The organism is Candidatus Dechloromonas phosphoritropha (assembly GCA_016722705.1).
Taxonomy (GTDB): domain Bacteria; phylum Pseudomonadota; class Gammaproteobacteria; order Burkholderiales; family Rhodocyclaceae; genus Azonexus; species Azonexus phosphoritrophus.
Map to the genome: position 1 here is coordinate 528,659 of JADKGN010000004.1, position 26,666 is coordinate 555,324.

General features: G+C 54.7%; 26 protein-coding genes. 2 read left to right on the forward strand and 24 right to left on the reverse strand.

The features are described from left to right. From IPP03_08110 to IPP03_08140, 7 genes are all read right to left on the reverse strand, one after another. A complete protein-coding gene (locus IPP03_08110) occupies positions 1-1,059 on the reverse strand; it encodes a Gfo/Idh/MocA family oxidoreductase (protein ID MBL0352609.1) in 1,059 nt (352 codons plus the stop codon). Positions 1,060-1,069: 10 nt separating this feature from the next. After that, positions 1,070-2,365 carry a nucleotide sugar dehydrogenase gene (locus IPP03_08115; protein ID MBL0352610.1) on the reverse strand — a complete coding sequence of 432 codons (1,296 nt, stop codon included), beginning with the start codon at positions 2,363-2,365 and terminating at the stop codon, positions 1,070-1,072. A gap of 2 nt (positions 2,366-2,367) precedes the next feature. Beyond that, positions 2,368-4,191, reverse strand: coding sequence for a glutamine--fructose-6-phosphate transaminase (isomerizing) (gene glmS, locus IPP03_08120; protein MBL0352611.1), 1,824 nt, complete (start codon positions 4,189-4,191; stop codon positions 2,368-2,370). A 64-nt stretch (positions 4,192-4,255) separates the two neighbouring features. After that, on the reverse strand, positions 4,256-5,398 hold the full coding sequence (rffA, locus tag IPP03_08125; GenBank protein MBL0352612.1) for a dTDP-4-amino-4,6-dideoxygalactose transaminase: 1,143 nt from the start codon (positions 5,396-5,398) through the stop codon (positions 4,256-4,258). Positions 5,399-5,480: 82 nt separating this feature from the next. Next, positions 5,481-6,095, reverse strand: a complete 615-nt coding sequence (locus tag IPP03_08130) for a class I SAM-dependent methyltransferase (GenBank protein MBL0352613.1) — start codon at positions 6,093-6,095, stop codon at positions 5,481-5,483. Next, complete coding sequence (locus tag IPP03_08135; GenBank protein ID MBL0352614.1) at positions 6,095-6,988, reverse strand: methyltransferase domain-containing protein; 894 nt, start codon at positions 6,986-6,988, stop codon at positions 6,095-6,097. Before IPP03_08135 ends, IPP03_08130 begins: the two co-directional genes overlap by 1 nt. Beyond that, positions 6,981-7,349 carry a hypothetical protein gene (locus IPP03_08140; GenBank protein ID MBL0352615.1) on the reverse strand — a complete coding sequence of 123 codons (369 nt, stop codon included), beginning with the start codon at positions 7,347-7,349 and terminating at the stop codon, positions 6,981-6,983. The genes IPP03_08135 and IPP03_08140 overlap by 8 nt, the downstream gene beginning before the upstream one ends. A gap of 163 nt (positions 7,350-7,512) precedes the next feature. On the opposite strand from IPP03_08140, the gene IPP03_08145 reads away from it, so the two are divergent. After that, the gene (locus tag IPP03_08145; protein ID MBL0352616.1) at positions 7,513-7,923 is read left to right on the forward strand and encodes a transposase; all 411 of its coding nucleotides are present in this window, start codon (positions 7,513-7,515) and stop codon (positions 7,921-7,923) included. 328 nt (positions 7,924-8,251) lie between these two features. Here IPP03_08145 and IPP03_08150 read toward each other — a convergent pair whose 3' ends face one another. The 17 genes from IPP03_08150 to IPP03_08230 all read right to left on the reverse strand — a co-directional run bounded on the left by IPP03_08150 (position 8,252) and on the right by IPP03_08230 (position 24,706). Then, positions 8,252-8,503 carry an acyl carrier protein gene (locus tag IPP03_08150; GenBank protein ID MBL0352617.1) on the reverse strand — a complete coding sequence of 84 codons (252 nt, stop codon included), beginning with the start codon at positions 8,501-8,503 and terminating at the stop codon, positions 8,252-8,254. A 33-nt stretch (positions 8,504-8,536) separates the two neighbouring features. Then, positions 8,537-9,499 carry a ketoacyl-ACP synthase III gene (locus IPP03_08155; protein MBL0352618.1) on the reverse strand — a complete coding sequence of 321 codons (963 nt, stop codon included), beginning with the start codon at positions 9,497-9,499 and terminating at the stop codon, positions 8,537-8,539. A gap of 136 nt (positions 9,500-9,635) precedes the next feature. Then, positions 9,636-10,166: an acyltransferase gene (locus IPP03_08160; GenBank protein ID MBL0352619.1), complete on the reverse strand. Its 531-nt coding sequence runs from the start codon at positions 10,164-10,166 to the stop codon at positions 9,636-9,638. A 56-nt stretch (positions 10,167-10,222) separates the two neighbouring features. Beyond that, the gene (locus IPP03_08165) at positions 10,223-11,251 is read right to left on the reverse strand and encodes an NAD(P)-dependent oxidoreductase (protein MBL0352620.1); all 1,029 of its coding nucleotides are present in this window, start codon (positions 11,249-11,251) and stop codon (positions 10,223-10,225) included. Positions 11,252-11,436: 185 nt separating this feature from the next. Then, a complete protein-coding gene (locus tag IPP03_08170; protein MBL0352621.1) occupies positions 11,437-12,393 on the reverse strand; it encodes a glycosyltransferase family 2 protein in 957 nt (318 codons plus the stop codon). Positions 12,394-12,513: 120 nt separating this feature from the next. Next, positions 12,514-13,437 carry a hypothetical protein gene (locus IPP03_08175; GenBank protein ID MBL0352622.1) on the reverse strand — a complete coding sequence of 308 codons (924 nt, stop codon included), beginning with the start codon at positions 13,435-13,437 and terminating at the stop codon, positions 12,514-12,516. A gap of 260 nt (positions 13,438-13,697) precedes the next feature. Then, positions 13,698-14,381 (reverse strand): WbqC family protein, encoded by a 684-nt coding sequence (locus IPP03_08180; protein MBL0352623.1) that lies wholly within the window; start codon positions 14,379-14,381, stop codon positions 13,698-13,700. After that, the gene (locus IPP03_08185) at positions 14,378-16,216 is read right to left on the reverse strand and encodes a hypothetical protein (protein ID MBL0352624.1); all 1,839 of its coding nucleotides are present in this window, start codon (positions 16,214-16,216) and stop codon (positions 14,378-14,380) included. The genes IPP03_08180 and IPP03_08185 overlap by 4 nt, the downstream gene beginning before the upstream one ends. Positions 16,217-16,296: 80 nt before the next feature. Next, positions 16,297-16,833 carry a dTDP-4-dehydrorhamnose 3,5-epimerase gene (gene rfbC / locus IPP03_08190; protein MBL0352625.1) on the reverse strand — a complete coding sequence of 179 codons (537 nt, stop codon included), beginning with the start codon at positions 16,831-16,833 and terminating at the stop codon, positions 16,297-16,299. Beyond that, on the reverse strand, positions 16,833-17,714 hold the full coding sequence (gene rfbA / locus IPP03_08195) for a glucose-1-phosphate thymidylyltransferase RfbA (GenBank protein ID MBL0352626.1): 882 nt from the start codon (positions 17,712-17,714) through the stop codon (positions 16,833-16,835). Before rfbA ends, rfbC begins: the two co-directional genes overlap by 1 nt. Then, positions 17,711-18,775: a dTDP-glucose 4,6-dehydratase gene (gene rfbB / locus IPP03_08200; GenBank protein ID MBL0352627.1), complete on the reverse strand. Its 1,065-nt coding sequence runs from the start codon at positions 18,773-18,775 to the stop codon at positions 17,711-17,713. The genes rfbA and rfbB overlap by 4 nt, the downstream gene beginning before the upstream one ends. Before the next feature lie 395 nt (positions 18,776-19,170). Next, entirely contained in the window at positions 19,171-20,448 is a 1,278-nt protein-coding gene (locus tag IPP03_08205; protein ID MBL0352628.1) for a mechanosensitive ion channel, read from the reverse strand. Beyond that, a complete protein-coding gene (locus tag IPP03_08210; protein ID MBL0352629.1) occupies positions 20,445-21,707 on the reverse strand; it encodes an RsmB/NOP family class I SAM-dependent RNA methyltransferase in 1,263 nt (420 codons plus the stop codon). Before IPP03_08210 ends, IPP03_08205 begins: the two co-directional genes overlap by 4 nt. Then, positions 21,704-22,711, reverse strand: coding sequence for a DUF3108 domain-containing protein (locus IPP03_08215; protein MBL0352630.1), 1,008 nt, complete (start codon positions 22,709-22,711; stop codon positions 21,704-21,706). Before IPP03_08215 ends, IPP03_08210 begins: the two co-directional genes overlap by 4 nt. Positions 22,712-22,717: 6 nt before the next feature. Continuing rightward, positions 22,718-23,365 carry a phosphoribosylglycinamide formyltransferase gene (locus tag IPP03_08220; protein ID MBL0352631.1) on the reverse strand — a complete coding sequence of 216 codons (648 nt, stop codon included), beginning with the start codon at positions 23,363-23,365 and terminating at the stop codon, positions 22,718-22,720. A 1-nt stretch (position 23,366) separates the two neighbouring features. Next, entirely contained in the window at positions 23,367-24,065 is a 699-nt protein-coding gene (locus IPP03_08225; GenBank protein ID MBL0352632.1) for a hypothetical protein, read from the reverse strand. Further along, positions 24,065-24,706 carry a DedA family protein gene (locus IPP03_08230; GenBank protein ID MBL0352633.1) on the reverse strand — a complete coding sequence of 214 codons (642 nt, stop codon included), beginning with the start codon at positions 24,704-24,706 and terminating at the stop codon, positions 24,065-24,067. The genes IPP03_08225 and IPP03_08230 overlap by 1 nt, the downstream gene beginning before the upstream one ends. A gap of 54 nt (positions 24,707-24,760) precedes the next feature. Here IPP03_08230 and mutL point away from each other — a divergent pair, with 54 nt between their 5' ends. Next, complete coding sequence (gene mutL / locus IPP03_08235; protein MBL0352634.1) at positions 24,761-26,620, forward strand: DNA mismatch repair endonuclease MutL; 1,860 nt, start codon at positions 24,761-24,763, stop codon at positions 26,618-26,620. Positions 26,621-26,666 lie beyond the last annotated feature (46 nt).

Sequence of the window (26,666 nt, forward strand, 5' to 3'; positions counted from 1 at the left end):
TCAGTAATCCAGCGGCAGCGCCACGCGCTTGCCGTCACGTGCGGACAAATACGCGGCGATCAATACTTCCAGCGACTTCAGGCCTTCGCGCCCGTCGGTTTCTGGCTCGGCCTCGCCGCGCATGACCTTGATCACATTATCGTAGTAGAGGGGATGGCCAAATCCATAGACCGAAGTGGTTTCGTAGTTGGCCGAGGCAATCCGCTCATCTTCCGGCAACTTTTCGGCGAATTCCCAGTGCTGGATCTCGTTGACCGCGACACCGCCGATGCGAACCGTACCTTTCTCGCCAAGTATGGTGATGCTGCCTTCCAGGTTCTTCGGATAGGTCAGCATGGTGACGTTCATCGAACCCAGCGCGCCCGAACGCCAGCGAACGCTTAAGACGCCGGAGTCCTCGACTTCGATGTTGCGGTCAAGGGTACCCGTGTAGGCCTGCATGCTTTCGATGGGCCCGATCAGCCAGTCGAGCAGATCGACATAATGGCTGGCCTGATTCATGAATGCGCCACCATCGAACTCCCAGGTGCCGCGCCACTTGGCGCTGTCGTAGTATTCCTGCGGCCGCGTCCAGAAGACATTGATGTTGACCATGTAGATGCGGCCGAAACGCTTCTGTTCTACCGCGCGCTTCAACAGCTGGAGCGTGGCATTGCGGCGGTTCTGCTTGACGACGAAGAGACGCACCTTGGCTTCATCGCACACCTTGACCATGCGCAGGCCATCATGCCAGTGTGTGGCCATCGGCTTCTCGGTCATCACATGGCGGCCTGAGAGGGCAATTTCGATCGTCTGCTCAGGGTGCAGCCCACTTGGCGTCGCCAGCACCACAATGTCGGCTGTCGTGGTCTGGAGCATTTCGGTCAGGCTCAGATGGCCTTCGGCGCCGGTACGCTCTACTGCCTTGTCCAGGGCAACGCGGTCAACGTCGCAAACATCGACGATTTCGATGTCGCCGGCATGCTGCTCCATGGCGCCAAAGTGGTTGGCAGCGATGCGGCCGCAACCGACAAGCCCCATACGGATCTTGCGGCCGGCAATGGTTGGGTAATTTCGCATTTTTTTCCTCTCAGAGACGGAACACCGTGAAGCCGGCAGCGGTCGCGGCATTGCGGTCATAAAGACACTTCAGATCGGCGAGAACCGGCTTTTCACCTTGACAGAGCGAACGCAATGCTGCGAGATCGACTTCGCGAAATTCATTGTGTCCTACTGCCACAACCAATGAATCCACCGGATGCGCTGCATCGATGGTTCCAAGCTGTATACCGTACTCATGAGCAACCTCATCCGCATCCGCCCACGGGTCGGAAACGACCACCTGGACTCCCCAGTTCTGAAGTTCCTGCACGAGGTCGGCTACCTTGCTGTTGCGGATGTCCGGGCAGTTTTCCTTGAAGGTGATGCCCAACACGCCGACTGTGCTGCGCGCCACATCGATTCCGTTGCGCAGCATCAACATGATGACGTTGCGGGCAGCGTAACGTGCCATGTTGTCATTGATCCGGCGCCCGGCGAGGATGACTTGCGGATGATAGCCGACCTCCTCCGCCTTGTGTGTCAGGTAGTACGGGTCAACGCCGATGCAGTGACCGCCGACCATCCCCGGGCGGAAGGGCAGGAAGTTCCACTTGCTGCCTGCCGCTTCGAGAACTTCAAGCGTGTCGATCCCGAGGCGGTCGAAGATCACCGAGAGTTCATTTACAAGTGCGATATTCAGGTCACGCTGGGTATTTTCGATAACCTTGGCCGCTTCCGCCACCTTCAGGCTGGTAGCGGGGAAGGTGCCGGCGGCAATGATGCTGGCGTAGAGCGCATCGACCGCTTTCGCCACCTCGGGTGTCGAGCCGCTGGTAATCTTCCTGATCTTGGTCAGCGTGTTGACCTTGTCGCCCGGATTGATGCGCTCGGGGCTGTAGCCACAGAAGAAATCCTGGTTGAACTTAAAGCCAGAATACTTCTCCAGCACCGGCACGCAAACCTCTTCGGTACATCCCGGAAATACCGTCGATTCATAGATCACAATTGACCCTGCTTTCATCACCTTGCCAACCGTTTCGCTGGCCTTGACCAGCGGCGTGAGATCCGGGCGATTGGCCTTGTCGATGGGCGTCGGGACGGTGACGATGAAAACACCACAATCCGCTATAGCCTCGGGTTGATTGCTGTAGGAAAGCTGCTTGGCAGCCACCAGGTCTTCGGGTGTCACTTCCAGCGTACTGTCCTTGCCGGAGCGCAATTCAGCAATCCGCGACAGATTGATGTCGAAGCCGACGACCGGCCGCGACTTCCCAAACTCGACGGCAAGCGGCAATCCCACATACCCCAAGCCGATGATCGCCACTTTCTTGTCATTCAGGTTCATGATTACTCCACAGTCACGGATTTGGCGAGATTTCTCGGCTTGTCGACGTCCGTCCCCTTCACCAGCGCCACGTGATAGGAGAGGAGTTGCAGCGGAATGACGTGCAGGATCGGCGACAATTCGCCATAGTGCTCCGGGAGGCGCAGGATGTGAATACCTTCGGATTCGGTCATTTCCGAATCGGCATCGGCAAACACATACAATTCGCCACCACGCGCCTGCACTTCCTTAAGGTTGGATTTCAGCTTGTCGAGCAACAGGTCGTTCGGGGCCACCGAGATAACCGGCATGTCGGCATCGACCAGCGCCAGCGGGCCGTGCTTGAGTTCGCCGGCGGGGTAGGCTTCGGCATGAATGTAGGAGATTTCCTTGAGCTTCAGCGCGCCTTCCAGCGCGATCGGATAATGCCGGCCACGGCCAAGGAACAGGGCGTGGTGCTTGTCGGCAAAGCGCAGCGCCCAGGCCTTGATGTCGGATTCCAGCTCCAGCACCTTGTTGACCGCAACCGGCAGGTGGCGGAGCTGGTCGATGTAGGCACTCTCCTGATCGGCGCTCAGGCGATTCTTCACCTTGGCGATGACCAGCGTCAGCAGGAAGAGTGCGGCAAGCTGAGTGGTGAAGGCCTTGGTCGAGGCGACACCGATTTCCGGGCCGGCGCGAGTAATGAAGCGCAGCGCGCATTCGCGAACGATGGCCGACTCGGGAACATTGCAGATGGCCAGGGTCTTCATCTGGCCGAGTGACTTGGCGTGGCGCAGTGCGGCCAGTGTGTCGGCGGTCTCGCCAGACTGGGAGATGGCAACGATAAGCTGGCGCGGATTGGGCACCGAGGTGCGATAGCGGTATTCGCTGGCGACCTCGACGTTGCAGGTGACGCCGGCGATGGCTTCGAGCCAGTAGCGGGCGGTATAGCCGGAGTGGCTGCTGGTGCCGCAGGCGAGGATCAGGATCGAATCGACGTCGGCCAGCAGGCTGGCGGCTTCGGCGCCGAAGATGCCGGGCTGGATGGTCTTGCTGCCGCCGACGATATCCAGTGTGTTGGCCAGCGCTTCCGGCTGCTCGAAGATTTCCTTCTGCATATAGTGCTGGTAGTTACCAAGTTCCACAGCGGCAGCCGAGAGTTCGGAGACATGGACCGGACGTTCGACCGGGGTGCCGTCGAGGCGGGTAATTTTGACGCCTGTCGCGGTCAACTCGGCAATATCGCCATTTTCCAGGTAGACCATGTTGCGTGTCACCTGCAACAGGGCCGAGGCGTCGGAGGCAGCGTAGTTGCCGGTTTCCGAGACGCCGAGCAGCAGTGGCGAGCCTTCGCGGGCGACGACAACCTTGCCCGGCTGGCGATGGTCGATAACGGCGATGGCGTAGGCGCCGACCAGGCGGCGGCAGGCAATGCGGACGGCGGCAAAAAGGTCGGGCTCGGTCTGCAACGTGGCTTCGACGAGGTGGGCGATACTTTCGGTGTCGGTATCGGAAGTGAAGACGTGGCCCAGGGCGCTCAGTTCGTTGCGCAGGCTTTCGTAGTTCTCGATGATGCCATTGTGGACGACTGCGATCGAACCCGAAACGTGCGGATGGGCATTGCGTTCGCTGGGGATTCCGTGGGTAGCCCAGCGGGTGTGGGCGATTCCGGTGACCGACCGCGTATTGGACGAGGCGGTTTCGAGTTCCGCGACGCGCCCGACCGAACGGACACGTTCGATGCCGGCGCCGCTGATGACAGCCAGCCCCGCCGAGTCATAGCCTCGGTATTCGAGTTTCTTCAGGCCCTCAACCAGAACTGGGACTATGTTGCTGCCGGCTGCAGCCGCGACAATTCCGCACATTCTGGCCTCACGAAAAAGAGCCGATTATACAATGCGCGCCGTGAGGTAGGCATTCGCATAGAGTCTAAAAATCGATGGCTTGTGCCAGCGCATTGAAGACCAATTCCTGGTCATTTTCCTCCAATCCAACCCACATTGGTAACCGAATCAACCGCTCTGACTGACTATTTGTCACATCCATCGAACCATGTACCCGCCCGTAGCGTCGGCCGGCAGGAGAAGAGTGCAGAGGTACGTAATGAGATACCGAATGGATTCCGTTGCGCATTAATTCAGTCAGCACATTCCGCCGATCAATCTCTGCCGCCAGAAGAACGTAATACATATGCGCATTGTGCTGACAACCTTCCGGAATGAAAGGTCGGCGTATCAGACCTTTGACTTCAAGATGAGCGAAAGCTACGTGGTAGCGATCCCACATCGCCAGTCGTACGTCGGTTATTGCTTGCGCCTCCTCAAGTTGTGCCCACAGAAATGCCGCAATGAGTTCACCTGGCAAGAATGAGGAACCCACCTCCTGCCAAGTGTATTTATCCACCTCACCCCTGAAAAACCGGCTGCGGTCCGTACCCTTTTCCCGAATAATCTCGGCCCGCAATGCCAATCCAGGGTCATTGACCAACAACGCCCCACCTTCGCCGGAAATCACATTCTTGGTCTCGTGGAAGCTGTACGCGCCTAGATCACCAATGCTGCCAAGTGCCTGCCCCTTGTAACTCGCCATGACGCCCTGCGCAGCATCCTCGACAACCTTCAGCCCGTGCCGCCGTGCGATGCCCATGATCGTGTCCATTTCACACGCCACCCCGGCGTAATGGACTGGCACAATCGCCCTGGTGCGAGGATTGATCGCCGCCTCGATCAGACGTTCATCGAGGTTCAAGGTATCTTCGCGGATATCCACAAACACCGGCACCCCGCCCCGCAACACGAATGCATTGGCGGTGGATACGAAGGTGAACGAAGGCATGATCACTTCGTCACCGGGCTGGATATCGAGCAGTAACGCTGCCATCTCCAAAGCCGCGGTACAAGAATGGGTCAGCAGCGCCTTGTTGCAACCGGTTTTCTCTTCAATCCACCGGTGGCAGCGTTTCGTGAACGGGCCATCGCCCGCCAGCATGTTGCCGAACTTGGCTTCGGCAATGTAATAGAGTTCCTTGCCCGTCATGTACGGGCGATTGAACGGTATCTTATCTTCCCTCATAGAAACCCTCCGCGCCTGCGGGTTTCACGCGCCATAGCAGCGAGACAGTCCTGACACTCACAGCAGTGCGTCACGTGCACCATCATTTCTGACATTCCATAAAGCAATGTGTATAGGGAATCCATATTTGATGACGCACATCAACGCGAACCTCATTGAAAACACTACGGGCAAGCGCCTCGTATCCAGCCTTGTTCCGCACATTCTGCCCTCGGTCGCTCTTTACCAAAAAGCGAGCAATAGGATTCTGCTCATTATCCAGACAAGGATCTATCGTGAGGAGTCTGCCACCAGGCTTGAGAGCCTGCAAGGCGAGTCGCATCACTTCCAATGCGACAGAATCATCAAGGTGATGCAACACACCAAGCGCAAGGACGACCTCAAAAGGCGGCAACTCAGCCAAGTCTTCAAATCCCAACTGCTTGCAGTGAAACATTCCCAGCAGGCCAAATCGAGTGCTCGCTTGTTGGATATACGCCTCACTGATATCGAAACCCCAATAGTCAACATCAGGTAGATAAGCCAGGATGTCCGCCGGACCGCAGCCAATATCTAATACTTTCATCCCGGAGAATGGCTGAACAAAGTCAGATACAAACCTCTGGCGAATTTTATGAGCCCCCATCAGCGACTGGAACGAGGCATAAACCAAAGGGGATGAGAGAATGGCTCTAATCCCATGAGTTATCTGCGCCATCAACAGACCTCCGGATCAGCAGTTCTCTCGACACGGCAATCCATGATGGGCTGCAAGACAGCCGGAACGAGCCAGAATAGTTGGTGAATTCGCAAGCGAACCAGCATCAGGAGGAAACTACGCATTGCCGGGGAACGACGGCCCGCAAAGTCCGGATCCGAAGCAATGCGCTCGAGGGTAGAGACCAACATAGAACGGTTGAAAGTCAGCTTGAGCCCCGAAAATCGTCGAACATACTTTCCAACCCTAATGACATTGATCCAGTTAAGTGATTTCCAGGTTCCAGATGGGTCGGGCACTGTCCGGCTACCAAATATCATCCGCCCCAGCAGTCTCTCCGTAAGCTGTTTGGAAAAAAAAGTCGGGATATTGAAGTGAGGCTCATAAGGGAAAAGGTAATTCGGGCAGGTGAAACGATAGCTTGCGCCGAAAGTCAGGCTTTTCCCCACGTTTTCCAAGACACGCGCAACATCATCCACATGCTCCATCACGTTGACCGAAAATGCATAGTCAAAATGGTTGACCGTTGCGAGCACTTCAGCCGGACGGTCAAAAATTGCAGGGCAGCACCCCAAGGATCGAGCTTTATCCATAACAATTTGGCGCATTTGGTCAAAATGTGAAAAACCATCGCCGATTGGCTCTAGTGCCGTGACCTCGAATCCCTCTCTCATCAACTGGCAACTAAGAAGCAATGAGCCTGCGCCGACCTCAAGAACTCTGGCCCCGGATTGCAGGCTATCAAGATCAGAATCGATGTAACGCCGACCAAACAGTGCTTCCGCCGAGTAGGTATCAAGCAAAGGTAGTAACTCAGGTGCTGCGTTGACGAACTGTGAGCGGACCTCCGCCAACCAAAACTGGATAGCAAATGCTTGTTCCCCGTCATGCATCCGCAGTTACCCCAAGGACAATTCCACCAAAGATCAGCAACACAGCAACGAGTTTTGTGGCGGTTAGCGTTTCCGACAGAAAAAACCATCCCCCAAGCAAGACCATGGCAAAGGTAACCCCAATGTAAACGGGGAATGCAACAGTCAAAGGCAACTTGGTGACAACATACAACCAGGCAAATGAGGCGATGAGTGCTGCGGCGTATGCTGAAACAATGACCGGGTCAGTCAGGAATTTCAGGAGTTGCCGCTGAAAACTTGCTTGCACGACCAGTGCCATCTCGCTTGTTCGCCATTTCACAATAAGCTGACTATAGGTTACAAGAACAGCAATGGGTAGAATCATCCAGTATTTTGTCATTTTAGCTCTTACCAAAAAACGCTCAATATCAAATACATTAAATTAAAGGGCCGTCAATGAGTGAAGTAATTTTCGCTGCCTTGCGGATTTTGCCATTAGGGACCAGAACACACTGCTGGCCAAGCTGATTCCGGGCAGGCCGCCGAAAGTAAGCGCGGACGAAATGAGATGGCTGGCTCGGGCGGTTCGGGAGAATACGCCGCTGAAGTTCAAATTCTCCTTTAGTTCGTGCTTTCCCACCATCCGCGCTGAGGCACAAACCGAGGGCGCTACCCTCTACTTTACCGATGAATCGGGAATCCACTCGGACTACTACATGGGAACAACGTGGGCGCCCAGAGACCAAACACCGGTCGTCGAGGTGACTGGACGACGCTTTTCGCTGAATATGATCCCCGCAGTCAGTCCACGCAGTGAGTTCCAATTCATGCTCCATGACAGCTCGGTACCTGCGGCGGTGTTCCTGAAGTTCCTCAAGCTACTGATGGTCAGTACAGAAAAGCTTGTCTTCCTTATTGTGGAGGGTCATCCCATTCACAAAGCAAAGTTCATCAGGGCATTTATCGAGGCATGAAGACCTTCTCAAGCTCTTCTATTTGCCCCCATATTTCCCGCACATGAATCCTGACGAGCCGGTATCGGCAAACGCCAAGCGGCACGTATCCCGCCAACACGTCAACTCTAAGAACGAGACAAAAAAACTGGCGCATAGCGCATGGCACCGAATCCAGAAATTCCTGGAACTAGTGAAATCTTCCATTCGCCAGCCCGTGTGCCAATATGCCCTATCTGAGACTTCCTTTGAGGAGGCTAGTAATTGGCTAAAATAGCGAAAGGACCAGTAAGTATTTGCACGATCAAACTCGCTCCTAGATGAGTAGACACAGGAATCTATCAGAAAGCTATCCCTTGCTTCGCTCATATATGAATTGAATCATATTTCTGATAACCCCCAATTTGCGGTCTGCCACATCTTGATCAGTAATTTTCACACCGTATTTTTTTTCAATATAAGTTAGATAACCCATTATATCCAGTGAATCTAGCACCTTTGAATCGAATAATTCGACAGTTTCTTCGTCAATTGGAACATCATTACCTTGCACTTTGATAACAAAATCAACTAAGTCCTCAAAAATAGCGCCCCTGTTCATTAATATAAGCTCCATTCATTAATAATCTTATCATCAATACTCATATAAAATCGTCCCCCATGAGAACCCAACTCCAAAGCCGGAGAGAATTATCAGGTCTCCTTTATGCAAACAATTCTTATCCACCAGATTTTTAAGCGCAATCGGGATCGTTGAAGATACTGTATTGCCGTAATTTTCAAGGTCTATAATCATCTGCTCATCCGCCACTCCCAGCGCTTTACTAATTTCCTGGAGCAAATACTTGTTGGCTTGATGAAGGACGAAATATTTAACGTCTTTAGTAGTTAGTTTGTTTCTTTCCAAAATTTTAGCAATAGATTCCGGAACAGCTGTAATTGAAAACTTTAAAACCTCCCTTCCATTCATATACAAAAAACTCGACTTATTATCGTCCCTGACAACACCGGAATTATAGGCTATTAGATTTTCAGCACCACTTCCATCCGTTCCGAAATCTACGTCAATAACACCGTTCTTCTCATTGCTTTCGCTTATCAGGATAGCGCTTGCAGCATCACCAAAAAGTGGCGCAGTATTCCTATCTTTATAGTTTATAATCTTGGAGTACTGATCAGCCATTATAATTAAAGCATTTTTTATCAAATTCGATTTGATGAAGTTCCCGGCGATAATTACGCTATAAACAAATCCAGAGCACCCAAGATTGACGTCAAAGGCAATACACGAGGTTTTTAACTTGAGCTTATCCTGGACGATACAAGCTGTTGTTGGTAATTTATAGTCCGGGTTCTGGGTACAAACCAGGAGAAGATCTATTGATTCAGCATCGATGTTATTAACATCAATTAATTTCTTCGCTGCTTTGAATGACATGTCAGACACAGATTCATTTTTTTCAGCCAAATGTCTAAATTTAATTCCAATTTTATTCTCAAGGAAGCCCCTCTCGATTCCGCATTCCGATTCCAGGAAAACATTGTCTATTATCTTCTCAGGCAAATAATATTCAATTTTATTTATGAAATAATTCATATCTGAGTCACCTTCTTTTACATCAGGTTACCTAAAACAACTAAAATTGGCCAAGAACAGTATTACCTATCAAGCTTCATTGCTTACAAAATCGATGTTGATTTAAAAATAATCCCTTAGCGGAGAATCGAAATCTCTAATGCTCTCTTTCGCGAATTTTCTTTGCGGGATTGCCAAAATATATTCCCCAAGGGTCCAGGTCTCTGTTTACAAAACTGCCTGCACTAATGATTGCCCCTTCTCCTATTGTTACAGGCATGATTATACTTCTAGCCCCTATATATACATCATCTCCTACCACCAATTTTCCTCCAACTTCCTTTGCCATTCCCTCGCCTAGCCCATCCACCATTTTTAATCCTTTTGCATGAGAATATGTTGCTGACAAGAATACTGTGCCAGGGCCAGTAGAAACTCTATTCCCAATGATAGTTAATCCTCCGCCCCAAATCACCGTATGTGGCTGCACATCCGTGTATTCGCCAATTGTCACACCATCACCGGCATAAATAAAAACAAAATCACCGATTCGACAATGATTACCCAAATCGACAACATGAGGTTTGGCTATTTTTGCCAAAGGATTTATTTTAACCCCTTCGCCGCAGGATCTAAGTTTCCCCCTTAGATTATCTCCCATCAGTTCAATATCCTGAATTGTGAACATCTAAAACTCCTTATTCCGAATAATTATTTCAAATTCAAAATTAATTTCGCCAACGCTTACAAGCTTTCAAACATTTTTTTTCGCTTATCAAGTAGATATTTGAACTTTTGGTTTTTCATCTCTTTCTTGTAGTCCAAAAGTATATCCTCAAAGCTATACTGCGGACTCCAATTTAACTCTTGCTTGGCTTTGCTATTATCGTACAAGAACGAATCCATATGATGAGGCTTGTCAGGGAGTTCAATTATCTCTGGCTTGTTTTTATTTCCCCAAAAGATTTTCACTGTCGTGTCAACCTGTTCTTTTAACGTGAGGTATTTGCCTGACGTGATATTGAACAGTCCTTGTGCTGTGTCACTATTGATTGCTTTAATGAATGCCGACACGACATCTTTAACATATATAATATCTCTTCCGACACTACTATCACCCCACAATTCTATTGGTTTACAAGCAATTGCGTTCTCGATAAATGTTTGAAATCCTGTTATGACAGGTTTGCCATTTTTAAAAATCTCGGTGTGAGGGCCGTAACCATAAACTGGTGGCAATCTAAAGTTTATGGTTTGTAAGCCATATTCTTCCGAATAATATCGCAAACAGTCCTGTGCGGTATTCTCTGAAATACTGAACATGGCATATTCACCATGGTATTTTATCGATCGTCCGTCCTTTTCTTTTATTGCTGTATCTTTTTTCCACACTCCCTGAGTATTTCTATGTGAGCACGCGTATATTATTTTTTTTATTTTATTTCGTACACAAAAATCCAAAATGTTAATTGTACCTATTCCGTTTACGTTTATATAGTCTCTTGGACTAAAGTTCTTCTCACTAACGTTAGCGGGCTGAAGTGCGGCCAGGTGAATTACTGTATCGAATTTCAAGTCCTTGACTTTTTCAAAATCATCCGCATTAGTTATGTCAATCTGAAAATATGGCACATTATTTTTTTTATAATACGTTTCTCCTATTTCATTAATGTCGGATGCTGTCACATTGAAATTTTCTTTCAATAACTCATCAATTAAGTAGGTGCCGATAAATCCTGCAGCGCCAAATACAATGATATTTGTATTTTTCATTCAATTAACTTTTTGATTGGTTAATATTTCTCTGAACAATCCATCGTATATTCGTGGATTGCCCAAAAAGATTGATTTTGGGCAGAATTTGACCGTTGACCGTGGAATTCTGCCTTTGCAGTGTTTTTTATTTCAAGGGCGTTCGCACTTTTCTCATCGCGTCAACACGCAGTATCACAATGACTCTACTGCTTCAAATCCATTGAGGTGCTTACCTTCTGGTTTGTATTTTCATAAATATCTCGTATGATTGAAAGTGGTCGGTCTTTAACCTCCTGGAATACTTTCGCGATGTATATGCCAATGAGTCCTAAACAAAATATGGTTATTCCTCCTATCAACCATATTGAGACAATAAGCGATGGCCATCCGGCAGCGAAGTCATTTGACATAAGTTTTGTGACTAGGAGTCCCGCCGCTGAGATCCCTGAAACAAGCGAGATTGCCAATCCTAAATAAAACACCAAGAGAAGTGGGCGGCTGCTAAACGAAGTAATCGCGTTTACCAAGAGTGCAAATCTCTTGCGGATTGTATAAGAGGTACCGGAGCGTGCTACCTTCTTGACTACCATCGGGACTTGCTTGAAACCCGTTAAGGCAAAGATACCGGAGAGAAAAAGTTCTCTTTCGCGAAACCCAAGGAGTGCATTGACATATCTCCGAGTCATCAGGCGAGAAGTTATGACATTCGGAGTGACCTTGACTTCTGAAATGAGATTGAAGAGGGACCAAAACCATACACCTCCAATTTTCCTGACAATACCTCCTTTTCGTATAGTTTGGACACCATACACAACATCGGCCTTTGTCTGTTTCATCTCTGTGGCGAATTCAGAGAGCGTGAGTGGGTTTTCCTCAAGATCGCAGTCGATCAAGAAGACCAAGCGACCGCGCGCATGTTCGATTCCTACCAAGAGAGCACGATGATGTCCAAAGTTCCGAGAAAGATCTACAACGCGTACATGTGCATCGACCTCTACCAGCGCCCGTGATCTTTCCAGCGAGTCATCAGGCGACCCATCGTTCACGAAGATAATCTCATAGGATGAAGTGAAGCCATTAGCAGCCTCTGTCGAAAGTCTATGAAACTCAGCGATAAAACCTTCCGATTGATACATCGTCGTTACAATCGAGAGTTCTATAGTACTTGATTGATCCATGTTAACAGGACTCATTGCATCTCAATTATTTAATAAATTATGTCGTATACGAACTTATGTTTAAATCGAACAATTTGTTAGTATTAGAGTGGTTCAGTTTTATCAGCTATTTTCCCAGACTGCATACCCGAATCCACCGCGACCGTATCCGTTGCCGCAGTAAAGCATATATTTCTTCCCATTATGATTAAAAACATTAGGGTAACAAATCATTTCCGAATCCCAACCTACTTCAGACAACTCAATACCAACCTGCTCATCTTTTCTAACAAATCCCAATCCATCGGTACGCAGAGGGCCTTCAGCATATCCCATTTTATAGCCGCCCTTCCCAATGGCATGGCAATACCACATTTTCTGTAGCCCATCCTCGTAAAGCACACATGCTCTTGAAATTCGGCTTTCCTGTATAGATTTGTAGCCTACACTAATCACCCCTTTTCTATTCCAGTTCACCCCATCACGCGATTCTGCATACTTTATATTGTACTTAGGCAACTCCGGAGTAATCCAAGTATCTGCAGAGTCATACCACATACGCCAAGTGCCGTCTGGTGCAATCAAAACACATGAAATAACCAAGATTAGAAATGGCTCAGCTGGAGTTCTATCGATTATAGGTACTCGAGAATGACGCTTAAATGATTCACCACCATCACAACTGATTGCCAACCCAGAAACCTCACTTACTCTTACAGCCGACCCTCTGTTCCAGCCCATGTAGTAAAGATAGATTCTGCCATCATGATTGACAATCCAAGTTGGCGATACCCCGCAATCGTCGAAGCAACCAGGCTCTCCGAGATCTAGAACCGGGTCATCCACCATCTTTAGAATTTTTTCTGGTTCGTTCATGTTTACTTCAATGTATCCAATACGCGACTGGTTATTATCATCCCCGCCAGAGAAGTAAATCCTGTACAAATCACCACCGAGTGGAACTGCTGTGGGAAGCATGGCGCGCGTGGTCAACCAATAGCGCTGGCCTGTCGGCTTCACAATTTGTCCTTTCTTAACCCAACCCATGAGAGGGCCTCCTTTGCTGATTTACTGGAATCATGGACTTGTAATGGACAATGTTTCGCGAGAGGTATACGACGACAACATTACGATCGCATTCAGTAAGTTGCGCTGCGAGTTCAAGGCTGTAATCGGGCGGCTCATCGTTCACCAGAATGATTTCGTAATCTTGGTCGACAAGTTCCTTAGGGCAACACTCGGACGCTGATGAAACTCGGCGATGTGGGGCGCCGATTGGTAGAGTGTCGCAACGACCGAGAACTTCATCAGCGCACATACCTCATGTAACGTGGAGCATCTTTGCCACAGTTGAACAGCAAGTCGAGAATTGTTACACCGTGTGTAAATCCTTCCCAGAGCTGAGGGTATTCGGGATATCCAGAGTAGTCAAACCACGTGAGTTCGATGCCCTCCTCGCCAAATACGCCTTCCTCGATGTAATCCCTGGCAGCAGGGCCGGAGATGTATTCGGTGCCGCCCACCTGCGCGCAAAGGTCAACTAGGCGCTCTGTCTTGCCTTCAATCAACGAGTAGTCCCAGGAACTGCTCAGCTTGGTCTTGATTCCAAGATAATTGCATATAGCGTCAATGAATCGCCGATTCAAATGCGAGAGATGGCTAGCTGGCTCATCGAAATAAAGTGGCATTAACCACTTGGCAATCTCTTCGAAGTACCGCGCACGCCGGTAGTTACTCTCCAATGTCCTCCAATGCTTTTCTTGCCACTTTGTACCAATGGTTACGTCGCGGATACGTCGTCCAATATCTTGGCCCACGGGTATCGTCAGCCACTGCACTCCCTGCGGGGTTTTGATCTGGTTACGATTACGCCAATCATTCTTGGTAAATTGCACATCATCGTAGAGGATAAACTCATCCACTGCGGCAATCATGTCAAAGTAGCCCTTCCACGGGATGTAGTTGGACTGGAGGATGGCCACTTTCTTCATAGACTTTTTGCCCGGATAGCTCCGCACGCGGTAATTGCGCTATCAATTGCCCGCACCGGCCGGAGCATGTGCTGAGCCTTGCCCTCCGGCGAAATGAGCGACCCGACCATTTCGAAATCTGTCTCGATGTTCGCGCCAAAAGAAGACAATACTTGCGGAGAAATCGCTCTCGGGCCATCCGGCTCGGACAGTATCCAAGCAGCGGCTAGTTGTCCGCATGGTACTTGTCTCAATCCGTCGATCACGAGCTGATTACTGCCCGGATATCCACCGATAACCCACGCTAGACCAACACTGTCTGCCATCAAGGCATAAATCAGCCCAGGTGATCGGCCAGTCAGGTCAATCATTGGCGACCCTTGCGTGAAGCCAGCCTGGCGTGCGATCTCCTTGGCCGAATGAAGATAATCGGCAGGGCTTTTTGCCAAGATCAGAATAGACCTTGGCTTCCCCACTTCCACCACTGAATCGTTCCGACTCAGTGGTTGCGATTGCCGGTAGGGTGACGCAAGTCCTGAGGCCAGGAGCACCATCGAAACAACCTGAACCGACAAACCTACAGTCAAAAGCACCTTGGGAACTGTCTGCGGAGGAACTATCGGACCAAGGAGCAGATAACCGGCAAGAACGATAAACACCCCAGCGCAGGCGATGGGCACCCAATAATTGTTTGCTGTACCAAACGCATAGGCATAGGGCAAGATAAGCAATACAAGGAGCAAGGCCCATTGAGATACGCTGATCTGGTGCAACCCTTTGAACCGATAAATCGTCAACCCCGCAAGCGCGGCACCACAAGGTACCGCGAAAAGCACCAACCCACGATGTTGCCCCAAGATCGATTGCGGCGGAATAAATTGGAACAGGATCAAAAATCCAATTATCGCCAATACAACCGACAATATCTGGCTAACGACTCCAATATAACCAGTTTGCACCCGTGCAAACCACACCGCAAAGAAAGCAATAACAGACACGAAGCACAAAAGAAGCTTCATGTCTTCGGTCAGCAAAAGGTCGTCGAGTCGGAACATCGTGTCGAAGGTATAGTTGCTGCCGCTGGCAAGGGTTTTCCCTTCCTCCACCCCTGCGCTAAGGCGCTCCACAAAAGCCATAACCGATCCGTCAACTGCCAAGGCCGACAGGAGAAGCAGGCCGAAAGTGCTGCCTAGCGTGATGGCCAGCGGCGCAACGCGAAATTTTCCAGCTAGCAGCACATATGTTCCGGAAACCATTGCCAATACCGCAGCCGATGTTGGCTTGGCCATAAAAGTCAGCCAGCCGCCAACCGCGATCAATATCCAACCAAAAATACTCGCTCGACTGAGTTCCTTTTCAGCCAACAGCAATCCTATCAATGCAACCAGCAAGCCCTGAAACGTCAGAGAGTTGTAACTCGGCGTGGGTAGCCACATTCCCGCGAACACAAAGGCCAAGGGGGCCGACGTTGCCATGGCCGCAGATACCGCAAGCCTCGAAGCACGTGACAGCGTCCGGCCTCCGAAAACATTGCCTAAAAGAATCCAAGCGGCAGCTAATGCCAAGCCGAAAGTCAGCAAAATATTCGCTTGGCGGAGCAGGGCAATATCTCCGCCAACTGCGAGATATAACGGGTGGTAAATAAATCCGAACTGGGTGCTTGATGTTGGATAATTGAACGGATGCGAGATCCAGTTCAGATAAAACCCCTCGTCCGTAAAGTCAAATCCATAGCGGCTGAACCTTAGTAACCAACCCACCCCAAACGCCGCTATTACTATTACGAGAGCAGATAGCGCATTCTCGGTCGTTGATGAACGTTGCTTGTTCGCTATAAAGTTAATGAATTGTTGCACCAAGAGGTTCCACTTCCAAGGATTACAGCTACTCCAGGGTGGAGATGCCAAACCCGCATCTTACTTCCAAGCCCACTTACTTAATGGCTAAGCGGCAGGGCTCGTCTATCCTTCTCGGAAATTATGAATGCTGTCGCGGTCAACGGCCAATTTATGCCAATTTTCGGGTCATCCCAAGCAATGCAGCGTTCATGATCCGGCGAATAATAATCTGTCGTTTTGTAGAGAAACTCCGCCGAATCCGTGAGCGTGAGGAATCCGTGCGCGAATCCTGGAGGAATCCACACCTGTTTCTTGTTTTCCGCACTCAAGGTTTCGCCGACCCACTGCCCGAATGTTGGTGAATCCTTGCGAATATCCACGGCCACGTCGAAAACCGCTCCTTGCACGACACGAACGAGTTTTCCCTGCGCTCTTGGGGATACCTGATAATGCAAGCCGCGCAGTACGTTCTTTTCGCTTCTGGACTGATTATCCTGAACGAATTCAGCGTCGACACCCGTTGCCTCACGAAATATATTGCGGTTGAAGCTTTCGAAGAAAATTCCCCGATCGTCTCCGAAAACTCTCGGCTCGAGAATGAGGAGACCGGTGATGCCTGTCTGGATGACGTTCATCAGAACACGCGCTCCTTGATTATGCTTATCAGATACTGCCCGTAGGGATTCTTCAGCATAGGTTGGGCGAGCCTTTCGAGGGAAACTGCGTCGATGTAGCCTTGACGGTAGGCGATTTCCTCGGGACAAGCGACCTTCAGGCCCTGACGCTTCTCGATCGTGGCGATGAACTGGCTTGCGTCAAGCAGGCTTTCATGGGTGCCGGTATCCAGCCAGGCATGGCCGCGGCCCATGACCTTGACGCTCAGCACGTTCCTTTGAAGATAAGCCCTGTTGACATCCGTTATTTCCAACTCACCACGAGGCGAGGGTCGCAGGTCACGGGCGATGTCGAGCACGGCATTGTCGTAGAAATAGAGTCCAGTCACCGCGTAGTTGGATTTGGGATTCGCCGGCTTTTCTTCGAGGCTGATTGCCTTGCCATTGCGGTCGAATTCGACGACGCCATAACGCTCGGGGTCATGAACGTGGTAGGCGAAAACGGTGGCGCCATCCGGTTGCCTGCCAGCCTCCTTGAGGTCGCCCGCAAACTCGTGGCCGTAAAAGATGTTGTCGCCCAGCACCAGGGCGCTGTGGTCATTGTCAACGAACCGGCGACCGATGATGAAGGCCTGCGCCAGACCCTCTGGACTGGGCTGGACCGCATAACTGATGCTGAGTCCCCACTGACCGCCATCGCCCAGCAACTGCTCGAAGCGCGGTGTGTCCTGCGGGGTGGAGATGACGAGAATCTCCCTGATACCCGCCAGCATCAGCGTGCTGAGCGGGTAGTAGATCATGGGCTTGTCATGGATCGGTAGCAACTGCTTGGAAACGGCCAGCGTCACCGGGTAGAGACGGGTGCCCGAACCGCCGGCGAGGATGATGCCCTTCCGATTCATGGCCGCTCTCCATAGTTCATCCCGACCCAACTCAGGTAAGCGCCACTGGTTACGTTCTGCACCCAAGCCTGATTATCGAGATACCACCGCACCGTCTTGCGGATACCTGTCTCGAAGGTCTCGGCCGGCTTCCAGCCGAGTTCACGCTCGATCTTGCTGGCATCGATGGCGTAGCGGCGGTCATGGCCAGGACGGTCCTTGACGTAGGTGATCTGCTCTCTGTACGACTTGCCATCTGGACGCGGCTGGAGTTCATCGAGGATTGTGCAGAGCGTATGGACAACTTCGAGATTCGGCTTTTCGTTCCAGCCGCCAACGTTGTAGACCTCGCCTGCTCTGCCTGCTTCGAGTACGCGGCGAATGGCCGAGCAGTGATCCCTGACGTAGAGCCAATCGCGAATCTGCTGGCCATCGCCGTAGATCGGTAGCGGCTTGCCGGCGAGCGCGTTGTGGATGACCAGCGGTATGAGTTTTTCCGGGAAGTGACAGGGACCGTAGTTGTTGGAGCAGTTGGTGGTCAGGACCGGCAGGCCGTAGGTATGGTGGTAGGCACGGACCAGATGGTCGCTGGCGGCCTTGCTCGCCGAATACGGGCTGTTGGGTTCGTAGCGGTGAGTCTCGGCGAAGGCGGGATCGCCAGCTTCGAGCGAGCCGTAGACTTCGTCGGTGGAGACGTGGAGGAAGCGGAAATTCGCCCTGGCGTCGCCTTGGAGTCCTCCCCAATAGCTGCGAACTGCTTCAAGCAGGCGGAAGCTACCGACGATATTTGTCTGGATGAAATCTTCCGGGCCGTGAATGCTGCGGTCGACGTGGCTTTCTGCGGCAAAATTAACGACCCCGCGAACCTTGTGCTCGGCCAGCATTCTGACAACGAGATCGAAATCACCGATGTCGCCCTTGACGAAGATGTGTCGCGGATCGCCCTGCAACGAGACAAGGTTCTCGAGATTGCCCGCGTAAGTGAGCGCATCGAGGTTGATGACCGGCTCGTCGCTTTGCGCCAGCCAGTCGACGACGAAATTGCTGCCGATAAAGCCTGCTGCACCAGTGACGAGAAGCATTGCATCGACCTGCCATTTTTAATGAAACGAATTGTACCGCAGCGCAGGAATGCCATGAAACCGGTGAGGGCGACCACGCCTTTCTGACACCACGAAGGGGTGCCAATTGAACAAAATCCGCACTGCTGGTGTCAATAACAGTTACAAAGGCCCCCAGAAAGACAAACAGAAAGCTTTCACTGGGGAAAATACAATGCAGCCACCCCAAGTAACGGAGAAATAATAATGATTTATATCAGAACCACTGACAGACAGTTTCCCAGTCTCTACGAGATCGTTCAGTTGATCGCGGACTTTCGGAGATACGCTGCCCGACGCCGCCAGGAACGGATCGAGCGCGCCTTGAGTGCAGCAGTCTTCTGAACTGAATTTTTCTTGTCCCTACGGCGGAAAGCCTACCCGGGCTGTTCCGCCGTTATTTTGTTGAGCATCCGCACCTCGCACTGCGGGAAGGGAACCTGGATGCCGTTGTCGCTGAAGGCGCGCCAGACGGCGAGGTTGACCTCCGAGGTGACGCCGCCCTTGCCTGCCTCGGGATCGGCAATCCAGAAACCGAGCTCGAGCAGGATGCTGCTATCGCCGAACAGCGTCAGCAGGACCTTGGGCGCTGGGTCGGCGAGGACGCGCCGCTGGCCGCTGGCGGCTTCGGTCATCAGGCGCATGGCCAGATCGAGGTCAGTGTCGTAGGCGACGCCGATCGTCGTGGCCAGACGCAGACGCGTATCCGAGTAGGTCTGGTTCTGGACGACGCTGCTGATCAGCAGATCGTTGGGAACGATGCACTCGGTGCCGGTCGTATTCTTGAGCACGGTATAGCGCGTCGTGATCCGGGTCACCTGGCCGACGTCGGTGCCGACCTGCACGACGTTGCCAAGCCGGATCGAGCGGTCGAGCAGGATGATGAATCCCGAAACGTAGTTGCTGGCGATCTTCTGCATGCCCAGGCCGAGACCGACGCCGAGCGCGCCGGTGAACACGGAAAACGCCGTCATGTCGATGCCGACCAGCGACAGACTGGTGACGATGGCGGCCACCGTCAGCAGCGCCTTGGCGACGCGCACGCCAACTATCCGCAGGCTCGAATCCAGCGTGTCGACCATCATCAGGCGGGTTTCGATGATGCCGGCAATCCATAAAGCGGCGACCACCGTCAGCAATGCCGTAAACAAGCCGTGGACGATCATCCACAGGTTGACCCGCTGCCTGCCCAGGGCAAAATCGACCTGTTCCAGGGCGTCTATCACGTACGGCGCGAGATCGGTGAGATAGAGCGCCACCCAGCCCCAGACCGCGGTGGCGATGATGCGCTCCCAGGTGGTCAGCCAGGTTGCAGCAGGGAAGGCCTGGCGCAGCACGAACACCACCGAGCGCACCAGCGCCAGCGAGCTGAGCAGCGGCATCGCCAGCTTGAGCAGGTTGACGTTGGTGAAGTTCGCCAGCGCCAACTCGGTCACGCCGACCAGCAACATGGCGGACAGTGGAAAGACCAGTCGGGACCCGGCGTCCCTGAGACGTCCCGCGCCTTCCGCATGGCGGCCCCGCCACCAGCGCTCGATGAGCCAGGCGACGCCCAGGCACGCCGCCAGCGCAAGCAGTTGCCAGATGAAATTCGGGTCGCGAACATCCTCGAGGAGATTGCGTAGGAGCGTCAGTGCTGGGTATCTATCGGTCATGGCTTCCTGTCCAGAATGGCGGCGAAAAAGCCGTCGGTATGCTGCCGGTGTGGCACCAGGCGCAAGGTATCGCCTTCAAGCACGATGCCATGCCTGGCCAGTACTTCCGAGGCGGGTACAAGGGTGAAATCGGAATGCCCGACGAGGAAGGCGTCTACGACGGCCTCGTTCTCGGCGGCCAACAGACTGCAGGTGGCATAAACGACGCGCCCGCCGGGGCGCACCAACCGGGCGGCGGCTTCGAGAATGGCGGCCTGCTTGAGCGCCAGTTCGACAACCGAATCCTCACTCTGGCGCCATTTGAGATCCGGGTTGCGGCGCAGCGTGCCAAGGCCGGAACATGGCGCATCGACCAGCACGCGGTCGACCTTACCGCCCAGCCGTTTGATCCGGGTGTCACGCTCGTGCTCGATGCGCACTGGATGCACATTGGACAGTCCGGAGCGCGCCAGGCGCGGTTTCAGCCGGGCGAGGCGCTTGTCGGACACATCATAGGCATAGAGGCGGCCGGTGTTCTTCATCAGGGCGCCGAGCAGCAGCGTCTTGCCGCCAGCGCCGGCGCAGAAATCGACGACCATCTCGCCGCGCCTGGGCTCCAGCAGGTAGCCGAGCAACTGGCTGCCTTCGTCCTGAACCTCGAATGCGCCGGCGAGGTACAGCGGGTGTCTGGCCAGCGCCGGCTTGTCGCGCAGGCGGATGGCCAGCGGCGACAGGCGGCCGGGGAGCGCCGCGATGCCTTCGGCGGCGAACTGGCCGAGCACCGCATCACGATTCGTCTTGACGGTATTGACGCGCAGATCGAGCGGCGCCGGCTGGTTGAGTGCCTCGGCCAGTGCCAGGGTCTCCTCGGCGCCGAACTGAGCCGCCAGCCGCTCGTAGAGCCAGTCCGGCAGATCGCAGCGCACTGCCGGGCTGAAATCGCTCTCGGGCATCGACTTGGCCGCCGCCAGCCATTCCTCTTCGCCCGCCTTGAGCACCGGCGCCAGATCGCGCTGGCTCCAGCCACGCGTCACGGCCAGCGCGACCAGCAAGCGGGCGCGATCCGACAGCTTGCCGGCACAACGCGCCTCGATGCTGCGCCCGCGGCGCAACACGGCAAACACCGTTTCGGCGACGAAGGCACGGTCGGCATGGCCAAGCGCGCGATGCTCGCGGAAATAGCGTGAAACGACAGCGTCCGCCGGGAAGTCGAAACGCAGCAACTGGCCGAGCACGGCTTCGGCATGGGCAAACAGGGCGGGAGTAAAGCGGGCTTTCATGGCGATCCAATTTCAGTGGCGACCTGCTCGAAGCTTTCGCCCTTCTTGTCCGTGAAACGGATTTTAACCGGCAAGCCGTCGTGGTCGAGCGCGATCCAGACTTCCGTCGTCTTGTCGGTCATCGCCCGCAGATGCAGGGTGCGAAAACGGCCAGCCGGCGTTTCGATTTCTTCCTCCCCCAGTGAGTCGACCGCGTAGCGCTCGTATTTCCTCCCGGTGACGACGCCAATGACACTCCCGTCGGCCAGTCCACCGAGATAGGCGAACTGGTAGTTGAGCGAGAGGACGTCCTGCGTCCCCTTGGCGATTGACTGCACACTGCCATCGCGGGCAAGGCGGACTTCCGCGGTCGACCAGTCGAAATCGGCGTTTTCACCGGCATCCTTGCCATTCTTCAGAGTGCGATAGGTTTCCGGCTGCAGTCCGCCGGCAACCAGACGCCCGGAACTCTCGGCTTCGAGGCGAATCGGCTTGAACAGCGAAACCAGCCCGCTGGTTTCGGTGATTCCGGTCAGCCGGTAGCGGCCGTCCTCGCTGAACTCCCAGTGGTGCTCGGCGCGGCCGACCTGGAGACCGAGCGACTCCTTGAGGATGGCATAACGGATCGTGCCGGTCGCCGGCAGGATCGGCTTCGCGGGCTGGGCAGGAGTCAGGGGCGCGGTCGACGGCATTTCAGGTGCGATTTCGGGTACTGGTACAGGTTCGGGTTCGGGTTCGGGTTCGGGTTCGGCAGTGGACAACGCAGCGACCGACGCGGCTTGCGTCATCGGTCTGGCGCTCGCCGGCCGCGGCGATCTGGCTGCTTTGGCCGCGGGCACTGGCGCCGCCTTGGGCGCAACATCCGGCCGGACGACCGGCGCTTCCGGCAACGGCCTGATCTCGGCGCGCAACGGCGCCGGCTCTGGATCGGGAGCACCGCCGAAGAGTTCGACATCCATCCCGAGCAGCGCAGCGGCATGAATGGCCAGCGAACCAAGCAGTGCGGCGAACAGCGCGACCGGCATCGCCGCTCAAGCGACCTCGGGCGCGACGAGGACAGCATCGGCAACCGGTTCGCCAGCCAGCCGCACCCGGCCACCATCGAGGCGCAGCCGGCCGGCGGCGAACCAGCGCACGGCCTGCGGGTAGATGCGGTGTTCCTGGCGCAGCACGCGGGCGGCCAGCGTCGCCTCGTCGTCGCCATCGAGCACCGGGACGGCGGCCTGGATGATGATCGGGCCATGATCGAGCGCTGGCGTCACGAAATGCACGGTGCAACCGTGGATGCGCACGCCCTCGGCGAGCGCCCGCCGGTGCGTGTGGAGGCCGGGAAAGGCCGGCAGTAACGACGGATGGATGTTCATCAGGCGGCCCGCGTAATGGCGTACGAAGCCGTCGCCCAGGATGCGCATGAAGCCGGCCAGCACGACGAGGTCAGGCGCGAATCCGTCGATGCACTCGCCCAGCGCGGCGTCGAAGGCGTGGCGGTCGGCAAAGGCAGTGTGGTCCATACAACGAGTGGCTATACCGGCCTTCTGCGCAGTTTCCAGCCCCGCCGCCGCGGGCCGGTTGCTGATCACGGCGGCAATAGTGACCGGCAGGGTTCCCGCAGCGCGGGCGGCGATCAACGCCTCCATGTTGCTGCCGCGACCGGAAATGAGAATGACGATTTTCTTCATGTCAGAAACTTACGGGGAGAAAGACCATGGTTGCGATCGCTTGCGCCGTTCGGGAAATGGTCCGGCCATTGCGGTCGGCGACGATTCTCGCCATGAAATCGAGCAAGCCGGTGATCCGCCCGAACTCACGCTCGAAGGAAATGTTGCGGTTGGCCGGGTCGAGTTCGTTGGACAGCAGGAAGAGGTCGCCGGCGGCATTGCGGTCGTTACTCAGCTTCCAGACGGCGATTTCCATGTTGCGTGCGGAATTGTACAGTTTCGTCTCGTTCAGGCTGTCGAGAATGTAAAACTCCTCCTTGTACTCGAAGGCGGCGTCGACCATGGTCAGCAGACCGTAAATCAGCGCCGCCACCCGGTCGCCGTCATAGGTGTTGCTGAAGGCCAGTGCCGCCGCCTGACGCTCGCGCATTCCGCCAAACTCCGGCCAGTTCCGATAGTTGCGCTGGCGCAGACGCTCGACAGCCGCCTCGCGGCTGACCGCGCCGCCCTTCTTCCACTCCTTCGGATTGCGCTTGTAGAGCTTGTCGGCAATCAGCAGCAGGCCAGCGACGACTTCCGCGCGATCGGCATCGGCAATGCGGTCGACGTCCGACTTGACCAGATATTTCGCATCGACCGTCGTCTGCGTCCTGCCGTCCTTCCCCATCTTCGTCGCACATCCGGCCAGCGACAGGATCAGGAGAATGACCAGCCAACGCATCAAGCATCCTTGTTCTTCAGGTAGCCGATGCCGATCGGAATCAGCGACAAGACGATGATGCCAATGATGATCAAGGACAGATTGGTCTTGACCCAGGGCAGGTTGCCCAGCCAGTAACCGGCCAGGCACAGCGACACCACCCAAGCGATGGCGCCAATCAGGTTGAAGATCGTAAACTTCGTGTAAGACATCGCCCCAATGCCCGCCACGAAGGGTGCGAAGGTACGAAACAGCGGCAAAAAGCGCGAAATGATCAACGTCTTGCCGCCGTGCTTCTCGTAAAAAGCATGCGTCTTGACCAGCGCGTCGCGGTTGAAGAAGCGCGAATTCTCCCAGTGGAATACCTTGGGGCCGAGATAGCGGCCAACATGGTAATTGACCGTGTTGCCGAGGATGGCTGCGCTCGAGAGCACACCCATCAGCACGAAGATGTCCATCCCGCCCTCGCCCAGCGCCGCCAGCGCCCCAGCCACGAAAAGCAGCGAGTCGCCGGGCAGGAAAGGCGTCACGACGAAACCGGTTTCGGAAAAGATGATGACGAACAGGATGCCGTAGATCCACAGCCCGTATTGCTGCACCAGAAGCGCGAGATGCTTGTCGAGGTGCAGCACGATGTCGATGAATTGGGTCAGGATTTCCATGTGGGGCGCCAAGCATGATGAAGGCGTGATTTTACCCCAAGGTATAATCCACCGATGCCCACCATCGCCCGCCTTCCCGACCTGCTGATCAGCCAGATCGCTGCCGGCGAAGTGGTTGAACGCCCTGCCTCGGTGCTCAAGGAACTGCTCGAAAACAGCCTCGACGCCGACAGCACGGTGATCCAGGTGCATCTGGAGGAAGGCGGCGTCAAGCTGATCCGCGTTACCGACGACGGCTGCGGCATCGCCCGTGAACAACTGGCGCTGGCCCTGACCCGTCACGCCACCTCGAAAATCGTTTCGCTCGCCGACCTGGAGCGCGTTGCCAGCCTCGGCTTTCGTGGTGAGGCACTGGCCTCGGTAGCTTCCGTCGCCCGCCTGACCATCAGCAGCCGCGAACGTGGCGCCGCTCAGGCCTGGAAGCTGAAGGCCGAGTTTTTGGCAAATGGCGGCGCCGAGCCCGAACCGGCGGCGCTGATGGCCGGCACCGTGGTCGAGATGCGCGACCTGTATTTCAACACCCCGGCACGGCGCAAATTCCTCAAAGCCGAGGGCACCGAGTTCGCCCACTGCGCCGATGCCGTCCGCCGCCTGGCGCTGACCCGGCCCGACGTCGCCTTCAGCTTGACCCACAACGGCCGCAACCTGTTCCAGCTGGCGCCGGCCGACCGCGCGCGGCGCATCGCCGACATCCTCGGCAACGATTTCCTGGCCGCCTCGCGCCGCCTTGAGGCGCAGGCCGGCCCGCTGGCGATTGCCGGCTTCGCCATCGACCCGACCCGCGCCAGCGAGGCCAAGGACGGGCAGCAGGTGTTCGTCAACGGCCGTTTCGTGCGCGACAAGGTGATCGGCCATGCGCTGCGCGAAGCCTATCGCGACGTGCTGCACGGCAGTCGCCAGCCGGCTGTCTGCCTGTTCATCGAGATTGACCCGGCGCTGGTCGATGTCAATGTGCATCCGGCCAAGACCGAAGTGCGCTTTCGCGATTCGCGGGCGATGCACCAGTTTGTCTTTCATGTCATACAGCGCGCGCTGGCGACGCCGGTATCGGTTGAGTCGAATGCGACACCTTTCGCTGTTGCGGTCGACGCCGAAAAGCCGGCAAATTTCAGTTACGCCCCGCAGGAAGTACCCTTGGGGTATGCACCACCGCTTCGCCATCAGACCAGCCTCGGCGCACCCCAAGGGTACTTGCTTCACGGCGTTGGCGAACCGGCTGCTGCCGCCTATCTCGCCTTTGCCCGCGCCACTCAGTTCGCACCGACAGTTGCCAGCGGCCGGACTGAAAACAGCGCGCAATTTCAGCCCGAATCCGCCGTCGACTGTAACAGTCCGCCGCTCGGCTACGCACTGGCCCAGTTGCACGGCATTTATATCCTTGCCCAGAACGCCCGCGGCCTGGTGCTGGTCGACATGCACGCAGCGCATGAGCGCATCCTTTATGAACGCCTGAAAACCGCCTTCGACAGCCGGCAGATCGCCACCCAGGCCTTGCTGATCCCGGCCGTGTTTTCAGCCGAAGCACTTGATATCGCCACTGTTGAGGAACATGCCCAAGCGCTGGCCGAACTCGGCTTTGCAATCGCCCCGCTCGGTCCGCAGCAGCTTGGCGTGCGCGGCGTACCGGCGCTGCTGCAATCCGGCGACCCGGTGGCGCTGGCGCGTTCGCTGATCGCCGAACTACGCGAACACGGCATCACCCAGTTGGCTACCGCGCGCCGTAACGAACTGCTGGCGACGATGGCCTGCCACGGCGCTGTACGTGCCCGCCGCCTGCTCAGCGTGCCGGAAATGAACGCGTTGCTGCGCCAGATGGAAGAAACCGAACGCGCCGGCCAGTGCAATCACGGCCGGCCAACATGGACCGAACTGAGCATCGGCCAGCTCGACAAGCTGTTTCTGCGTGGCCAGTAAATCAGCGCCCAAGCTTTGCCGACAAATGACTTGACACCGTCAATCA

What these genes read in the sequence shown, in the direction of transcription:
- IPP03_08110 (MBL0352609.1), bottom strand. Translation starts at nt 1,059, where the DNA reads ATGCGAAATTACCCAACCATTGCCGGCCGCAAGATCCGTATGGGGCTT.
- IPP03_08115 (MBL0352610.1), bottom strand. Translation starts at nt 2,365, where the DNA reads ATGAACCTGAATGACAAGAAAGTGGCGATCATCGGCTTGGGGTATGTG.
- glmS (MBL0352611.1), bottom strand. Translation starts at nt 4,191, where the DNA reads ATGTGCGGAATTGTCGCGGCTGCAGCCGGCAGCAACATAGTCCCAGTT.
- rffA (MBL0352612.1), bottom strand. Translation starts at nt 5,398, where the DNA reads ATGAGGGAAGATAAGATACCGTTCAATCGCCCGTACATGACGGGCAAG.
- IPP03_08130 (MBL0352613.1), bottom strand. Translation starts at nt 6,095, where the DNA reads ATGGCGCAGATAACTCATGGGATTAGAGCCATTCTCTCATCCCCTTTG.
- IPP03_08135 (MBL0352614.1), bottom strand. Translation starts at nt 6,988, where the DNA reads ATGCATGACGGGGAACAAGCATTTGCTATCCAGTTTTGGTTGGCGGAG.
- IPP03_08140 (MBL0352615.1), bottom strand. Translation starts at nt 7,349, where the DNA reads ATGACAAAATACTGGATGATTCTACCCATTGCTGTTCTTGTAACCTAT.
- IPP03_08145 (MBL0352616.1), top strand. Translation starts at nt 7,513, where the DNA reads ATGAGATGGCTGGCTCGGGCGGTTCGGGAGAATACGCCGCTGAAGTTC.
- IPP03_08150 (MBL0352617.1), bottom strand. Translation starts at nt 8,503, where the DNA reads ATGAACAGGGGCGCTATTTTTGAGGACTTAGTTGATTTTGTTATCAAA.
- IPP03_08155 (MBL0352618.1), bottom strand. Translation starts at nt 9,499, where the DNA reads ATGAATTATTTCATAAATAAAATTGAATATTATTTGCCTGAGAAGATA.
- IPP03_08160 (MBL0352619.1), bottom strand. Translation starts at nt 10,166, where the DNA reads ATGTTCACAATTCAGGATATTGAACTGATGGGAGATAATCTAAGGGGG.
- IPP03_08165 (MBL0352620.1), bottom strand. Translation starts at nt 11,251, where the DNA reads ATGAAAAATACAAATATCATTGTATTTGGCGCTGCAGGATTTATCGGC.
- IPP03_08175 (MBL0352622.1), bottom strand. Translation starts at nt 13,437, where the DNA reads ATGGGTTGGGTTAAGAAAGGACAAATTGTGAAGCCGACAGGCCAGCGC.
- IPP03_08180 (MBL0352623.1), bottom strand. Translation starts at nt 14,381, where the DNA reads ATGAAGAAAGTGGCCATCCTCCAGTCCAACTACATCCCGTGGAAGGGC.
- rfbC (MBL0352625.1), bottom strand. Translation starts at nt 16,833, where the DNA reads ATGAACGTCATCCAGACAGGCATCACCGGTCTCCTCATTCTCGAGCCG.
- rfbA (MBL0352626.1), bottom strand. Translation starts at nt 17,714, where the DNA reads ATGAATCGGAAGGGCATCATCCTCGCCGGCGGTTCGGGCACCCGTCTC.
- rfbB (MBL0352627.1), bottom strand. Translation starts at nt 18,775, where the DNA reads ATGCTTCTCGTCACTGGTGCAGCAGGCTTTATCGGCAGCAATTTCGTC.
- IPP03_08205 (MBL0352628.1), bottom strand. Translation starts at nt 20,448, where the DNA reads ATGACCGATAGATACCCAGCACTGACGCTCCTACGCAATCTCCTCGAG.
- IPP03_08210 (MBL0352629.1), bottom strand. Translation starts at nt 21,707, where the DNA reads ATGAAAGCCCGCTTTACTCCCGCCCTGTTTGCCCATGCCGAAGCCGTG.
- IPP03_08215 (MBL0352630.1), bottom strand. Translation starts at nt 22,711, where the DNA reads ATGCCGGTCGCGCTGTTCGCCGCACTGCTTGGTTCGCTGGCCATTCAT.
- IPP03_08220 (MBL0352631.1), bottom strand. Translation starts at nt 23,365, where the DNA reads ATGAAGAAAATCGTCATTCTCATTTCCGGTCGCGGCAGCAACATGGAG.
- IPP03_08225 (MBL0352632.1), bottom strand. Translation starts at nt 24,065, where the DNA reads ATGCGTTGGCTGGTCATTCTCCTGATCCTGTCGCTGGCCGGATGTGCG.
- IPP03_08230 (MBL0352633.1), bottom strand. Translation starts at nt 24,706, where the DNA reads ATGGAAATCCTGACCCAATTCATCGACATCGTGCTGCACCTCGACAAG.
- mutL (MBL0352634.1), top strand. Translation starts at nt 24,761, where the DNA reads ATGCCCACCATCGCCCGCCTTCCCGACCTGCTGATCAGCCAGATCGCT.